The sequence below is a fragment of the Paenibacillus sp. FSL R5-0407 genome, assembly GCF_038009185.1.
GTDB lineage: Bacteria > Bacillota > Bacilli > Paenibacillales > Paenibacillaceae > Fontibacillus > Fontibacillus vini.
On record NZ_JBBPAX010000001.1, the window covers coordinates 2027430 to 2042617 of the forward strand.

Below are 15188 nucleotides of genomic sequence, written 5' to 3' on the forward strand. Positions count from 1 at the left end.
TTGTCCATTCGTTCATTCGTTCACTCATCCAGCATGACTTTCGCCGTCAACGCCAGAAGCTCTCTGAGCCTTTCCTTGTTGAGATGGTAATATAACCGATGATCGCTGCGTCTGAATTCCACCAGGTCCAAGAAGAAAAAGAAGTTCGCATGATAGATCACCGCGGCCGGGGTAATGCCCAGCTCCGCCGCAAGCTCGCTGCCATACCGCGGACGTTCCCGGAGCAGCATAATGAAATCGATCCGCCGCTTATCCGATAGCGCCTTAAAAAACAGCTCCGCCTTCTCCCGATCCGCAGCAGGCCCAAAAACCCGGTCATTGAAAACGCCGAATATAACCCAAAAATGGGATGCATCAAAGGGCCAAATATGGTGATTGCCGACCTGTGAAACGAAGCTGACATGAATGGTTGACGGCACTTGAAAAATCTCCGGCTCGCTTTTATGAATTTCCCGGATAAACCGCTCGGGATCCCCTTTGAAAAAGGCTTCATACCGGACCAGTGCCCGTTCGCTTTCCTCGCGGATTACCTCGGACCAACCGGCAAAGACATCCCGATGAAATTGCGAGATCAGCATCATATAGCGCCGCTTTGTTTCTTCCGGATGCCTTAGACACTCCAGTAACGGCTCCTGAGCTTCCTTCACTTCATCGAGCGGCAGTGTGACCTTAACGCGCTCGATCAGCCCGAGCCTATCCTTTCGAATCTCTTCCCATTTGCGTCCTTGGAGCAGCTCCTCCATTTTGTCATAATAGACGCCGTAGACCATGTTCGCTGCGATTTCCGACGCCTCGGTCTTCTCCAGCCGCCCAATCCAGGATGCCGCGCTTAATGGCTGGCGCGAAGAAGCAATTGATTCATAGAAGGTATAGTTTAAAGCCATATGAAAAAAGTCGTACCCGAAGAAAAACTGCAATTCCCGGACCATATGCGGAGACATCTTCTTCCTGGCGTCAAAAAATATTTCATTGTTCAGCGGATCGAGCTCAATGCGGTACTCTTCGGCCGTCTTGACCATCTGGGGCTCGCAGGCAATCATGCCCATCATGACGATCAATTCAAACGCCTCATTGTAGGCGAAGCTGATATTTTTCTTCAAAGGGACTTTCAATTCAACGCCTCCACTTTATTAAAAATTAAATAAAGATTCATTTCGATCAAGATTTAATAATTACTTAATGTTAAAATAATCCTTCCCGCCCGCTTTGTCAATATCTGATTCGAACAAAAAAAGGACCGTTCGGCAAATAGCCAAACGATCCTTCCTGCATTTTGAGTCCTAAAGCAATACTCCATCCTTTACGGGCGAGCCGAAGTCCGGAGTTCCATCCTCTTTCCAGCCAAACACCTGGGCCCGGGTATGGCGGTTCGGGTCATATAGAGGATCTCCCTTAATCTCCTTGTAATTCCGCGCGTGATAAACGATGACATCCTGACCGTCCTCGGAGACAGTAAAGCTGTTATGTCCCGGGCCGTATTGTCCGTTCTCTTCGCTCGTTTGAAAAACGGGCTGCGGCGCTTTCTTCCACACGGACGGATCGAGCAGATCCGCGGATTCATCCGCTTCCAACAGCCCCATGCAGTAGTTGTAATCCGTTGCGCTAGCCGAATAGCTGATGAAGATGCGTCCGTTCCGCTTGAGCACAGCCGCTCCCTCATTAACCCGGAAACCGATGATTTCCCAGTCGAATTCCGGCGTCGAAATCATCACCTGCTCTCCGGTCAGCGTCCATGGATTGCTCATTTTTGAAATGTACAGGTTTGAGTTCCCTTCGATTTCGGGATCCTTTTGCGCCCAAACATAATAGAGGTCTCCGCGGTGCTCGAACGTCGTTGCGTCCAGGGCGAACGATTCCCAACGTGTCCGTACCTGGCCTTTCTCCACCCATTCGCCTTCTAGCGGATTTACGGCATCATTCTCAAGGACATACATCCGGTGGTCGAACAAACCGTCCTGCGTTTCGGTCGTTCTGGCCGCCGCGAAATAGATATACCATTTCCCTTGAATATAATGGATCTCCGGCGCCCAGATGTTCGCGCTGAGCGGGCCGGTTTCATATTTACGCCATACCGTTACGGGAAGCGCATCCTTTAACCCTTGAATCGTAGTCGAACGCCTCACTTCGATCCGGTCATATTCCGGCACCGAGGCGGTATAGTAATAATAGCCGTCACTATGTTTGTATACCCAAGGATCTGCACGCTGCTCCACAATCGGGTTCATATATTCTCTATTTGTGTTCATGTCGGTTTCTCCTTTTAACTAGTAATCCATGCTACAGCTGGACTTTAATACGAGCCAACGATCCTTATTTCAACGTCAGAACAACCACTGAAGCGGGAGGTAGCTCCATATGAACCTGGCCGTCCTCCAGCTTTGCGCCTGTAAATTTCGCCGGTTTCACCACTTCAGGCTGATGGAAGGTATTGTGGGCATTCAGCGATGAATGCGTAAGCAAGGTTCCGCTTATCTCTTTGCCTTCCGCGCCTTCAAGGTGACAGCTTACCGAAGCGCTGACCGCATGATGAAGATTGCAGACCGATAAATGAATGCGTCCTTCCTTATCGATTGAAGCCGAAACGCTGAGTTGTGGAATCAACTGCGACCCGTGTTTGTACATCGGGCTTTCAAACTCCACGTCCAGAAGCTCCGCATCCTGATGGACCTTGTACATATCAAACACATGATAGGTAGGCGTCAGCAGCATTTTATCGCCTTCCGTCAGCACCATCGCCTGCAGGACATTGACCACCTGCGCGATGTTCGCCATTTTCACCCGTTTGCTGTATCTGTGAAAAATATTGAGATTTACGCCGGCAATAAGGGCATCGCGCAGCGTATTTTGCTGATACAGGAAGCCTGGATTGGTACCCGGTTCCACATCGTACCAGCCGCCCCATTCGTCCACGATCAGGCCGACTTTGCCTTCGGGATCGTATTTATCCATAATTTTGGAATGCTTAACGATCAGCTCCTCCATGAACAAGGTATTCTTCATCGTAGAGAACCACTCGTCCACACCGAATTCGGTCGCGGAGCCCTTGCTGGCAAACCAATTCCCCGAAGGAATAGTGTAATAATGCAGGCTAAGCCCGTTCATTAACCAATGCGCTTCCCGCATCAGGACTTCCGTCCAGTGGTAATCATCGGTATTCGGTCCGCAGGCAATTTTATATACTTGATTGTCTCCATAATTCCGGACATAGGAGGAATATCGACGGTAAAGATCGGCGTAGTATTCGGGACGCATATTGCCTCCGCAGCCCCAGTTCTCGTTGCCGACGCCGAAGAAAGGCAGCTTCCAAGGCTGCTCCTTCCCGTTCTCCTTGCGAAGACCGGCCATCGGCGACTCGCCGTCAAAGGTCATATATTCCACCCACTGCTGCATTTCCCGCACCGTACCGCTGCCGACGTTGCCGCTGATATACGGCTCCGTCTCCAGCAATTCGCACAAGCGCAAAAATTCATGCGTGCCGAAATGATTATTTTCCTCCACTCCGCCCCAATGATTGTTGATCATTCGAGCCCGCTGCGATTTCGGGCCAATGCCGTCCATCCAGTGGTATTCATCCGCAAAACAGCCGCCCGGCCAGCGTAATACCGGGATGTTTAAGTTTTTCAGCGCTTCCAGCACATCGGTCCGGTACCCTTCCGTATTCGGAATCGGCGAATCGGGACCTACCCAGATTCCCTCGTAGATACATCTGCCGAGATGCTCGGCAAATTGTCCGTACAAGTAACGGCTGATGGTTCCTTTTCTCTCTCTAGCGTTAATGGCCATTCTCACCATGGTTTACAACTCTCCCTCTCCACCCGTATGTTTATTTACTTTGCCGAGAAGTTTGTTTTCCCCAAACGGCCATACCTCGTTCATTCAAGCCGGTAAACACCAAGGTACCTACGCCTTTTTCCCAATCCCATGCAGGCAGCACCTGTACCGTTTCTGTGCGACCTTCACCTTCGGCCAAATCGTCCCAGGTTAAAGTCAGCGTCATCTTCCCGTCAAAACTCCAGGACCCTTCTCCCCGGCTGCCTTCAGCCTTTCCTTTATCCTTCAAAAGAAGCTTGCCGGACTGCTCCTGCCCGTCAGTAAACGGATCGATTTCGAGCCGTTCCCATTCTCCGGCCAGCATACTTTGCGGAATATCCTGCTCCTTCTCTCCCGCATAACGCTCCGGCGAGACGACCGGCCAGCCGTCTTCCGTCCACAGGATTTTGCGGACATGCAGATAGGACCAGTTCTTGTCGGTTTCTCCCCTAGCATGGTGAACGATATAATAGTCGCCCCCGTCATTTAAAACGGAGTTATGACCCGGCGCGATCCAGCCTTCATCCTCGCCGAACTTGTACCCGCCCAATATTTTGTTGCCCACCTCAAATTGCGGTTCGAACGACGTATCCGTCATATCTCTGCCGTTAAAGTCGACATACGGTCCCGTAATGGAATCCGCACGCGCTACGCGTACGTTATAATCCTCGAATAACGAATCGTAGGACACGAATAAATAGTACTTTTTGAATTTCTCGTTATAAACGATATACGGCCCTTCAACCGCTCCGTCCTCGGTGACCATGTCGCGGGCAGCGATCAGCTTTCCGAAGCCTTCTTCCTTCGGTTTGCCCGTATCCGGATCCAGCTCGATAATATGAATGCCCCCGAAAAACGAGCCGTACACCATCCACATCCGGCCTTCCGCATCGGTGACTATGTTCGGGTCGATCGCGTTCAGCGCGTCATCGCTTTTCGTTTGAATGACAGCCCCTTGGTCACTCCAAGGCCCTTCGATCGAGTCCGAGGTCGCCATGCCGATCATCGACTGCCTGCTGCCAAACGTGGAAGCTGAATAATAGAGACGATAGACTTCTCCATGCTTAAAGACATCCGGTGCCCATAGATTGGTCGCTCCCGTCCATTCCAACGCCTTTTCGGGAATACCAGGCAATGCATAGTCGACCCATTTCCAGTGAATCAAGTCGTCCGATTTCCGGACCATGACGCCGGGCTTCGGCTCCCCGCCCACCTTGACGTCCGTAGAAAAAACGTAATATCCCTGATCCGTTTTGATAATGCCGGGGTCGTGCGCATTGTTTACCGTCCATTTTGGTTCATTATGAAGCACCGTAGTGTCATACATTGCAGTCGCGGAGGGGTTATCCGGAAACACGAGTTCCGGCGTCCGATCCCCCGAGCATCCTACCGTACCCATCATCATCAACATCAACATACCCGGCAGCACCACCCGTTTTTTTAATAGGTTCATCACAACTCTCTCTTTCGTTTCTGTCAGGTTCTTTATCCCTTCACCCCGGAAATCGCCACGGATTCGATAATTTGCTTCTGGAAGACAAGGAAAATGATCAACACCGGCAGCAGCGCAATGACGGATGCGGCCATAATCAGCGGGTAATCCGTCTGAATCGCATACTGTGCGTTAAAGTTAGCAATGACGAGCTGCAGAGTTTGCTTTTCCGGTGAAGTCAAATAAATGATCGGTGCCAGATAATCGTTCCAGATGCCCATGAACCACAAAATAAGCTGAGCGGCAACAGCCGGCTTAATAAGCGGGAACGTAATCGTGGAGAACAATCTGAAGTAGGAGCTGCCATCGATTTTGGCCGCCTCAAGCACTTCATCCGGAACGCTGATCAAATACTGCCGCAGGAAAAAGATCATCACGATGTTGCCGAACAGCCCAGGTACAATCAGGGGAAGCAGCGTATCCACCCATCCGATCTTCGAGAACATCATGAATTGCGGAATCATGACGGCCGGATAAGGAATCATCAAGGCTGACAAGAGCAAGAAGAAAATCATGTGTTTGCCCGGAAACTTCAGCTTCGAAAACGAGAATGCGGCCAAACTGGAGGTAAATGTGCCTACCACCGTAACGGAAAGCGCGATGATGACGCTGTTTTTAATCCCGCTTAGCAGGGGTCCGGCCGTCCAGATTTCCGCATATTTGCCCCATTGGGGATTCTCCGGAATCCACACGGGCGGCAAAGCGAACACATCGATTTTCTGTTTGATCGAGGTCGAAAGCATCCAAATCAATGGAGCAATCATCGCGACCGCTCCGATCGCAAGCAGGATGAAAATAATCGTATTAGTCAGCTTGGTTCTTGACGAATGAGACATATTCACTTTCTCCTTTCCCTTTCAATCACGCCTCGTAGGATGATTTTTCGTTCATTTTGAATTGAATCAGAGTCACGATAAATATGAATATGCCCAATACGACGGCCATCGCGGAAGCGTATCCCATTTGGAAGTTATCGAAGGCTTTCTGCCAGATATAGAACACGACGGAAGCGGACGAGTATTCCGGACCTCCCGTATTCGTCATAATGTTGATTTCCGTAAAAATCTGCGATCCGCCGATAATATTCGTCACGACGATAAAGAAAGTAACCGGCTTAACCATCGGCCAGGTGATATGGAGGAACGCCTTAAATCCGCTGGCTCCATCAAGTTCGGCGGCTTCGTAGTAGGAACGAGGAACGCTTTGCAGGGCTGCCAGATACAAGAGCATCGTATAACCGAGCCCTTTCCATACCGTCATCAGAATCAGCGCCGGCTTCACCGAGTATTTGTTCATCAGCCAGTTCGGTCCGTCGATGCCGAAGATATCCAGAAACTGGTTCACAAGGCCGTAATCTCCGTTATATGCCCAACTCCACATAATAGAAATAGCGGCCAGTGACGAAATGACCGGAACATAGTAAATGACGCGGAATGTCGTCGTCCCCGGAATGCCCCGGTTCAACCCCAGCGCAATAAGCAGGGCAAGAATCAGGCCGATCGGAATCCCGAGCATCATGAAGATCGTATTGAAAGCCGCTTTATGAAACAATTCGTCCGTAAGCAGTTCCTTGAAATTGCTGAGCCCGATAAAATCCATTTGCCCAAGTCCGTCCCAGTCCGTTAGCGAGCCGTAAAAAGAGTAAGCTACAGGAAACAGGGTAAAGAGCAAAAAGCCCAGGACAGGGGGCAAAATAAACAACCATCCGTATATTTTTTCTTTCCGATACAGATTTGATTTGGTTTGCATGATAGTCACCTCTAATTCGGATACCAGAATGAAAATGATGTTAGTTCCTTTGTTGGTGCAACATCGGAAACTAACATCATTTCTCCTGGATTAATGCACTGCTGAAGTCCCGTCCTTATTTCTTGGCTTTCGCTTTTTCTTCCGCTTCGATCGCTTTATCAAGCAATTTTTGCATCTTCGGCTGTTCCTGCTTCACATAGTCCGCGGCGGTAATTTTACCGTCGAGCACCGGTTGGATATCCGTGAAGAACAAGTCATACCATTCCGAGGTCCAAGTATAGTGGCCTGGGAGAACCCGGCCGTATTCGCCTACAACGTCGAGGAATTCTTTTTTGTTGGCAGGCTTAGTCGAAGTATCGGCTGCCCATTCTTCGGCCATGTCGATCAGGTTAGGGATTTGCACCTTAGCTTTCACGAGCATTTCCATACCCTCTTTGGAGGCTGTCAGATAGTTCACGAGCGCGACGGCTTCCTCAGGATGTTTCGTTTTAGCGGATACGCCGATACCGAGGGAACCGGTCCATGTTGCAGATTTACCCGTAGAACCTGCAGGGTAAGGCATCAAATCATATTCGAAAGGCAATGTTTCATACGTGCTCATATCCCAAGGACCTACCGGGAAGAAGGCCAGCTCGCCTTTCATCCAGCGTTGGTAAGTGTCCAGTGTTTGTGCGTCTTCCGCGGAAGGAGTGATTTTGTGCACGTTTTGCATATCCGCAAAATATTGCAGCGCTTCCGCAAATTTTGGATCATCGATCGTTACTTTCTTTTTCGTCTCATCGATCCAGTCGGCTCCATTGCTCCAAACCATGGATTGAAGCGCCCAGTTGACGTTAAAGCCAGTGGCGTATTGGTCGATTTTGCCGTCGCCGTTCGTATCTTTCGTCAATTGCTTCGATACTTCAATAAATTCATCCCAAGTGTACGGTTTATCCGGATCCGGGAACGGAATTCCCGATTTCTCGAACATCGTTTTGTTATAGCCGAGCGCAAACGGACCTACGTCTTTCGGCATCCCGTAAAGATTGCCTTGTCCAGCCATATCTCCATCATAGCGATACAGATCGAGACCGTATTTCCACATATTATCAAGGTTAATTTCCGGGTTATTTTCAACGTAAGGCGTAAGATCCATCAGAATGTTGTTATGGACGTAAGCCTTCGTATCGCCGGATTCAAAATAGAATACGTCGGGCACTTTATTGCCTGTAATAGCCGCTTTCAGTTTAGTCGCATATTGGTCTGCCGCCGTAACGACGATCTTAACCTTTACGCCAGGGTGATCCTCTTCAAATTTTTTGACCACGGCACTGTAAGCCTTTTGTTCGTCCGTACCGCCGCGGTACATAAACGTCAGTTCCTTCGTTCCTCCGGATTTGTCCGAGTTTCCGGACTTCCCGCCGTTGCCGCTCGCTTCCCCTCCGCCGTTATTTCCGCCGCAGCCCGCAAGCACGGCAGACAACACGAGTACTAGAGACAAAAGAGTAAACCATCCTTTTTTCTTTAACACCTTAACCCCTCCTATGAGTTCGGATGAAACTATATAGAGAGAACTAAAGTCCATTCAACCGAATGTTCTTATCTGTGGTAGCAGTCGCAGTGCCTGCACTTTAGTCCGGCCTATATCAACCTTGCGAATGAAACCGTGTTCATAAAGTTCAATCGGGCGGGAACGGGCGATCCTTCGCCCCTCCCCTGCCAATACTTACTTAAGCTTTGCGCAGAGTAATGACGTTCCAGGATGCCTTGGACAACCTCGCGTTTACGAACCCGTCCTTGCATTCCGCGTTTCCGCCATGATGCGGTTTAACCCTTTCCTCGGCTGCGGTATTGACCGCTTTCAAATCTTCATGCTCCAGCACGATATGTTCCACCATGCGGTAGTTTTCAAAGCCGCGGATATCGCATTCCAGATCCATCGCTTCCTGGAGATGCCGGTTGACGGCGAAGATCGTGATTTCCTCCTCCGCTTCCCTGTATACGACCGCACTGTCGAGATAAGGTACATCGGTATAATCCTGCGCATCATATTTCGGCGAATGGACGATCGGCTGCAGCGAGGTGCCGCGGCCATATCGGGAAGCATGCAAGTAAGGATAGAAAATTGTCTGCTTCCAGGCTCTTCCCCCGTTTTCCGTCATGATCGGCGCAATCACATTGACCAGTTGGGCCATACAGGCCATCTTCACCCGGTCGGCATGGCGGAGCATCGTAATCAGCATGCTGCCTACCAACAGAGCGTCTTCAAAGTTATAGATGTCCTCCAATTGCGGCGGCCCGATGCTCCAAGGTTCGATCTTCGTATCCGCGTCGTTGGAATGGTACCAGACATTCCATTCATCAAAGCTGAGATACATCGTCTTCTTACTGCGTTTCTTTGCTTTGACATAATCGCAGGTCGCGGTGACCGTCCGGATAAAATGCTCCATGTCCATCGATCTGGCCAGAAAATTCGCTGAATCATTGTCCCGGTTGCCGTAATACTGGTGTAACGAGACGTAGTCGGCAACTTCATAGGTATGGTCCAGCGTAACCGCTTCCCATTCCGGGAACGTCGGCATCCCGGTGCTTGAACTGCCGCAGGATACGAGTTCGATATCCGGATCTACCAGACGCATGGCCTTGCCGGTTTCATAGGCTAATCTTCCATATTCTTGCGGTGTCTTCTGTCCGATCTGCCAGGGACCGTCCATTTCATTCCCCAGGCACCAGGTCTTGATGCGGTGCGGCTGCTCGTAACCGTGGCTGCGGCGCAAATCGCTCCAATAGCTGCCTCCCGGATGGTTGCAATACTCCAGCAGGTTTCTTGCGGCATCCACTCCCCGGGTTCCCAGGTTGACGGCCATCATGACTTCCGAACCGATTTCCCGTGCCCACTGCGCGAATTCGTTGGTGCCAACTTCGTTCGGCTCCACGGTCCGCCAAGCCAAGTCCAGCCGTTTGGGCCGTTCCTTCACCGGGCCTACGCCGTCTTCCCAGTTATATCCGGATACGAAGTTCCCGCCCGGGTAGCGTATAATAGGTACATTCAATTCCTGTATCAATTGTTTTACGTCGGTGCGGAATCCCTTGCTGTCCGCTGCCGGATGAGAAGCTTCATAGATCCCTCCGTAAACGGCCCTCCCCAGATGCTCAATAAAAGAACCGTAAATTCTTGGATCGACCTCGGAGATCTTGAACGATTTGTCCACAATCATTTTTGCTTTAAGCGCTGCTGATGCTGATGACAAGTCCATCACCTTCCGTTTTAATAAATCCTAAACTGTTTTGAAATAACTTGAATGAATCCGCTTACAGATATAAAATAACATATAAGAACTACCTTGTAAATATATAAACCTAAATCTTTTTATGTTTTTCTAAATAGAATTTAATAACACCTCAAAAACCCCCATAATTCAGTGGTTTTATTCAAAATTAGGTCAAAAACCGGATTATTAGTTTCACATTTATGTAAAACATATTATCAAAATTGTGCAATATTTATCTATATTTTTAAATAAATTTACATTTATTGATTTAATGCTTTATTAATCGACTGAGTTAGTTTATAATTATCTAAAATAAAAGGATTTTTCAAATATTTCCTATTGGAAGAGGGTTATGTTATATGATCTACATCAAGGATTTGATGAGCGGGATCGATATTTTTAAAGCCTTAAGTTCTGAAATCAGAATTCAAATCCTCGAATTGCTAGCCAAGAATCAAGCCTTGAACCTGAACGACCTCGCCACGAAGCTGAATCTCAGCAACGGCGCGATTACCATGCATATCAAGAAACTGGAGGAAAGCGGTCTGATCGAGATCAATACCTCCGTCGGAAAACACGGCATCCAGAAAATTTGTTATCTGAACAAAGATAAATTAATGGTGGATCTCAGAAGTAAAGATGTAGAGAACCTGTACGAGGTGGAAATCCAGGTTGGCCATTACAGCAACTATCAAGCGGTACCTACCTGCGGTCTTGCGACCAAAGACAGCATCATTGGCGATTTTGACGACCCGCGGTATTTTGCCGATCCGCAGCGGATCGATTCGGAAATCATTTGGCTCGCCGAAGGGTTTCTCGAATACCGGATTCCCAATTATCTGAAGCCGAATCAAACCTTCCGCGAAGTACAGTTCTCTATGGAACTGGGATCGGAAGCACCCGGGTTTTGCGATAACTACCCTTCCGACATCTATTTCTACGTCAACGGAATCGAGATCGGCTATTGGACCAGCCCCGGAGATTTCGGGGATGCGCGGGGAACGTTCAATCCGGACTGGTGGCCGCCGCATCTCAATCAGTACGGGATGCTTAAGCTGATCCGGATCAATAATGAAGGAAGCTTCATCGACGGCTGCAGAATATCCGACGTCACTCTCGACCAGATTCAGCTGGATTACAAGAGCGAGCTTACGTTCCGCATCGCGGTGACCGACAAATCGTTCAACAAACGCGGACTGACGATCTTCGGCAAAAATTTCGGCAATTACAGTCAGGACCTACTGGCCCGCGTGCTGTACAATGTGCATGAAGATTAAATCCGCCTATCTATGAAAATAACCCCCGGCAGGTTTCCTGCCGGGGGTTATTGTTAGGAAGATTTCCACACTGCTCCGGTGTTTATTTGGTCAGCTCCGTCGGATTCATACCGGTTACTTTCTTGAACAGTGTACTAAAGTAAGGAATATTCTTATAACCGACCCTTTCCGCCACTTCATAAACAAGCATGTTCCCTTCCAGCAGCAATTCCCTGGCCTTTTCGATCCTCACCCGGGTCAAGTAGTTATTAAAGGTTTCTCCGGTCATATTCTTAAAAATAATAGCCAGATGGTTCCGGGATACAAAAACTTTATCCGAAAGCTCGGCAAGGGTCAGCTCTTCCGCATAATGCTCATGAATATAACTCGTCATAAAATCGACGACCTGCCGATGCTTGCTCTTCCCTTTCCATTGTTTGCTGCTGCAGATTCTGGTGATTTTGTCTTTCAGCCATTGGGTCAGTTGATCCGGCACGTACAAGGCACCGATTTCTTTGGCAATCTGGTCGTTCGTAAACAGCTCATCCATCGAAAATCCGGTTTCGTAAAGCGAGTAGGTGATGATACCCCACAGCTCGCTCGCAAGCATTTGAACAACCGCCGGGGATACGCCTTTTTGTTCCACCATTAAGCACATATATTCATCCAAAAGCTGATGGGCTTCCGCTTCTTGCGACGATTTAATCGCATTGGCCAGCTTAAACGACAGTTTGACCGGAAAAAGAGACACGTTGTCCTGCTCGCTTCCCAAATTCTCCCGGTAGCGATAAACCTCATAAACCGAAGCCAATCTCTCCGCACTTTGATCCAGGGCCCGGAAGGCTTCCTCCGTGGATTCGGAAATTTTCGTCCAGGCCTGCTTCAGGCCTCCAATTCCTATTCGCAGCTCCAGCTTCAAATAGCTGCCGATACTCTCGGCCAGCATGGTTCCAAGCTCCTCCAATTTCTTAACAAACGGCTCACCGTCCTCCTCCTCAGGATGAAGGATCAATAAGGAACGGGTGCTGTGAAGCTCGGTAAACTCCACATCCGGAAAAAACTTGCGCGCAATTTCGCAGGCAATGTTGCTGACCGCAAAACGAAACAGATTCCAGTCGGAAACAGACATACGGCAAGCCTGTTTATTGCGAATCAATTCTATGCCGATCGCGATATGCTTTCGGTTCAGCCAATAGCGGTAAGGCGGAGGAAGATGATCGTCCCCCCAATAGGCTTGATCCAGAGTTCCGATCGCCACCGACCGGACCCATTCCTTCTCAATAAGAGGCTCATACAGCGACATTTTGGTTTCGAGCTCACCTTGTCTCTTTCTTTTCCCTTCTTCTTCTCCCAGCTCCTGAATCACTCGGCTTAGTATATTTTTCAGAGTCGGCATACTGATCGGTTTGGAGACATAATCGCTAGCCTGGAATCTTAGAGCCTGCCTTGCATACTCGAAATCCGAATAGCCGCTCAAAATAATGATTTTCCCCTCAAATCCTTCTTTCCGAAGCTGTTCGATCATCTCTAAGCCATTCATTCGCGGCATATAAATATCGGTGATTACGATATCCGGATGAGAAGCACGAATCATCGTAAGACCATCCTCGCCGTTCAAAGCTTCTCCGACCCACTCTGCCTCCAGCTTATCCCAAGGAATTGCACGTTTCATCCCATGCAGGACCTGACGTTCATCATCTATGATAGCAATTTTCCACATAGTTCCGTCTTCAACCTCCTTAAACTGCGCAGAATTTGGCAACTGAACGGGCCGCCATCCAACCCGGCAAAGGATTCCATCCGACTAAAAGTCCGCTTTCGAAGGGGGCTCCGTCAGGAGAGGAAGCATAATTTCCACCCGTGTTCCGCCTTCTTCCCGTTCCTTCAGCGTTACTCCGAACGGTTCGCCGAAATAGCCGGCGATTCTCTCTCTTACATTACGAATGCCGTATCCGCCGGTATGACGCCTTGGCTGCTTGTCTTCCGCCTCCTTCAAGCCGGAGCCGTTATCGTCAATAATGACCCGCAGTGCATTCCCCGACTGTTCTATTAGAATCGAAATTATGCCGCTGTCCAGCTTATTAAACCCATGTACGATGGAATTCTCAACGAACGGCTGCAAAATAAGCTTAGGAACGAACAATTCCTCCAGCTCAGGCTCCGTTTCTATTACGTAATTGAGGCCGTCCCCCCAACGCAACTGCTGTATTTCCAAATAGCATTGAATATGTAGAAGTTCATCCGATATCTTAATAAAGCTGTTTCCGTTTGACAAGCCGATCCGAAACATGCGTCCCATCAACTCCAATATGCGGCTCAGCTCCTCCTGTCCGGCCTCAATCGCCATCCAGTTCAGCTGATCCAGCATATTATAGAGGAAATGCGGGTTGATATTGGCCTGGAGCGCTTCGATCTCAGCCTTTTTTTGTTGTTCATGGCGGCGCTCCAGCGAAATGTAAAGTTCATCGATCCGCTCGTTTTGCTTGCGGTATCCGGCAAAGAGATATCCGAATTCGTTCTGATAGTCACTCGGGAGGTCTACTTTTTCGCCGCCTAAGGAATACTGGCGCATCGCGGTTACAAGTTGTTTGATCGGTTTGGTAAATTGCCTGCTGATCAAGAGGGTCAGGAACAATACCAGAAGCACGGCAGCCAGACCGATGAGGCCGATCCATTCAGCCAGCTTCAAACTGCTTGACGTGATCTCGTTCCATGAAGTGAATTCAATCAGCGTCCATATAGAGTTATCCATCCTGGAATAGACAAGAAGGGTATTCCCGGATGGTCCTGTCCCCTTGATATGGACATAGCCGGATTTGTCGCTTTTGAGATCAACCCACTGAGACCAGTTGTTCTGCTCCAAAGGATCGCCTATTTTCATGATTTGTTGACCTTCACTGTCCGCCAAAATACGGTTGGACCCAGCCGTATTGCCGGTCAGCAATCTCCGGATTTCATTCGCCTTGATGTGAATGACGAGCGTACCTAAATAGTCATCGTTATAAACAATTTTTCGGGCGAAGCTCAAAACGGGGATTTCCCCTTGCTGGCTGGAAAGGTTATACTCTTTCGACCAGCAGAAATCATTTTTATCCAGACACTGGGCATATACCTGCCGCGTTAAATCGTTAATATCCCTGAATTGAATATAACTTTGCCTTTCGCTCGGGATCGGATTGTTCATATAGAGATCGATCCCTTGAATTAGAGGAATCGCATACGTGAGATTCCCGAGAGCGCTTTCAACTCCGACTCGACTACGGTGCCGTTCGAACTCATCCTGCCGGTTCAGAAGATAATGGGTCATCTCGTTGTCGCGGGAACTGGACAGGGAAATCTGTTCGATCATGACCAATCGCGTTGTAATCTCATTATTCAGCTCATCCAGTAGTTGCTGCTGATAATGGGAGGTCGTCTGTACAAGCGCTTTCGACGAATTGCTGTAACTTGTCCACGCGGTGACAGCGATCACTATAACAAGGACTGTTGCATAGCTGTTAAAAAACAGGCGATCGATCCTGAATTTTTTAAAAGGATTGGTCAAGCGTGTTCCCTTCCTTCCCCGTGGCGATTCAGGCGAAATAAACGGTAAAACGGCGAAGAATTCGTCGCTTTACCGTCACCGGTAAA

At 49.0% G+C, this 15188-nt stretch carries 11 protein-coding genes; 1 reads left to right on the forward strand and 10 read right to left on the reverse strand.

From position 1 onward, the window contains the following. Nucleotides 1–20: 20 nt before the first annotated feature. From NYE70_RS09740 to arfA, 8 genes are all read right to left on the reverse strand, one after another. Nucleotides 21–1112 carry an ArsR/SmtB family transcription factor gene (locus NYE70_RS09740; protein ID WP_341045818.1) on the reverse strand — a complete coding sequence of 364 codons (1092 nt, stop codon included), beginning with the start codon at nt 1110–1112 and terminating at the stop codon, nt 21–23. A gap of 168 nt (nt 1113–1280) precedes the next feature. Continuing rightward, nucleotides 1281–2246 (reverse strand): glycoside hydrolase family 43 protein, encoded by a 966-nt coding sequence (locus NYE70_RS09745; RefSeq protein WP_211019972.1) that lies wholly within the window; start codon nt 2244–2246, stop codon nt 1281–1283. A gap of 64 nt (nt 2247–2310) precedes the next feature. Then, nucleotides 2311–3792 (reverse strand): alpha-N-arabinofuranosidase, encoded by a 1482-nt coding sequence (locus NYE70_RS09750; RefSeq protein ID WP_341045820.1) that lies wholly within the window; start codon nt 3790–3792, stop codon nt 2311–2313. A 31-nt stretch (nt 3793–3823) separates the two neighbouring features. Next, on the reverse strand, nt 3824–5227 hold the full coding sequence (locus NYE70_RS09755; RefSeq protein ID WP_341047564.1) for an arabinan endo-1,5-alpha-L-arabinosidase: 1404 nt from the start codon (nt 5225–5227) through the stop codon (nt 3824–3826). Nucleotides 5228–5295: 68 nt separating this feature from the next. After that, on the reverse strand, nt 5296–6138 hold the full coding sequence (locus NYE70_RS09760; protein WP_211019974.1) for a carbohydrate ABC transporter permease: 843 nt from the start codon (nt 6136–6138) through the stop codon (nt 5296–5298). A gap of 25 nt (nt 6139–6163) precedes the next feature. Beyond that, a complete protein-coding gene (locus tag NYE70_RS09765) occupies nt 6164–7051 on the reverse strand; it encodes a carbohydrate ABC transporter permease (protein ID WP_211019975.1) in 888 nt (295 codons plus the stop codon). A gap of 115 nt (nt 7052–7166) precedes the next feature. Next, a complete protein-coding gene (locus NYE70_RS09770) occupies nt 7167–8561 on the reverse strand; it encodes an ABC transporter substrate-binding protein (protein ID WP_213655746.1) in 1395 nt (464 codons plus the stop codon). Between the two features lie 199 nt (nt 8562–8760). After that, nucleotides 8761–10287: an arabinosylfuranosidase ArfA gene (gene arfA / locus NYE70_RS09775; RefSeq protein WP_213655745.1), complete on the reverse strand. Its 1527-nt coding sequence runs from the start codon at nt 10285–10287 to the stop codon at nt 8761–8763. 374 nt (nt 10288–10661) lie between these two features. On the opposite strand from arfA, the gene NYE70_RS09780 reads away from it, so the two are divergent. Then, a complete protein-coding gene (locus NYE70_RS09780; protein WP_211019978.1) occupies nt 10662–11579 on the forward strand; it encodes an ArsR/SmtB family transcription factor in 918 nt (305 codons plus the stop codon). A gap of 82 nt (nt 11580–11661) precedes the next feature. Here NYE70_RS09780 and NYE70_RS09785 read toward each other — a convergent pair whose 3' ends face one another. Together NYE70_RS09785 and NYE70_RS09790 are read right to left on the reverse strand one after the other, a co-directional pair. Then, complete coding sequence (locus NYE70_RS09785; protein ID WP_341045822.1) at nt 11662–13278, reverse strand: response regulator transcription factor; 1617 nt, start codon at nt 13276–13278, stop codon at nt 11662–11664. Nucleotides 13279–13362: 84 nt separating this feature from the next. Continuing rightward, complete coding sequence (locus NYE70_RS09790; protein ID WP_341045823.1) at nt 13363–15102, reverse strand: sensor histidine kinase; 1740 nt, start codon at nt 15100–15102, stop codon at nt 13363–13365. Nucleotides 15103–15188 lie beyond the last annotated feature (86 nt).

Excerpts from the sequence above, each read along its gene's own strand:
- NYE70_RS09745 (WP_211019972.1), bottom strand. The coding sequence starts at position 2,246 with ATGAACACAAATAGAGAATATATGAACCCGATTGTGGAGCAGCGTGCA.
- NYE70_RS09750 (WP_341045820.1), bottom strand. The coding sequence starts at position 3,792 with ATGGTGAGAATGGCCATTAACGCTAGAGAGAGAAAAGGAACCATCAGC.
- NYE70_RS09755 (WP_341047564.1), bottom strand. The coding sequence starts at position 5,227 with ATGTTGATGTTGATGATGATGGGTACGGTAGGATGCTCGGGGGATCGG.
- NYE70_RS09760 (WP_211019974.1), bottom strand. The coding sequence starts at position 6,138 with ATGTCTCATTCGTCAAGAACCAAGCTGACTAATACGATTATTTTCATC.
- NYE70_RS09765 (WP_211019975.1), bottom strand. The coding sequence starts at position 7,051 with ATGCAAACCAAATCAAATCTGTATCGGAAAGAAAAAATATACGGATGG.
- arfA (WP_213655745.1), bottom strand. The coding sequence starts at position 10,287 with ATGGACTTGTCATCAGCATCAGCAGCGCTTAAAGCAAAAATGATTGTG.
- NYE70_RS09780 (WP_211019978.1), top strand. The coding sequence starts at position 10,662 with ATGATCTACATCAAGGATTTGATGAGCGGGATCGATATTTTTAAAGCC.
- NYE70_RS09785 (WP_341045822.1), bottom strand. The coding sequence starts at position 13,278 with ATGTGGAAAATTGCTATCATAGATGATGAACGTCAGGTCCTGCATGGG.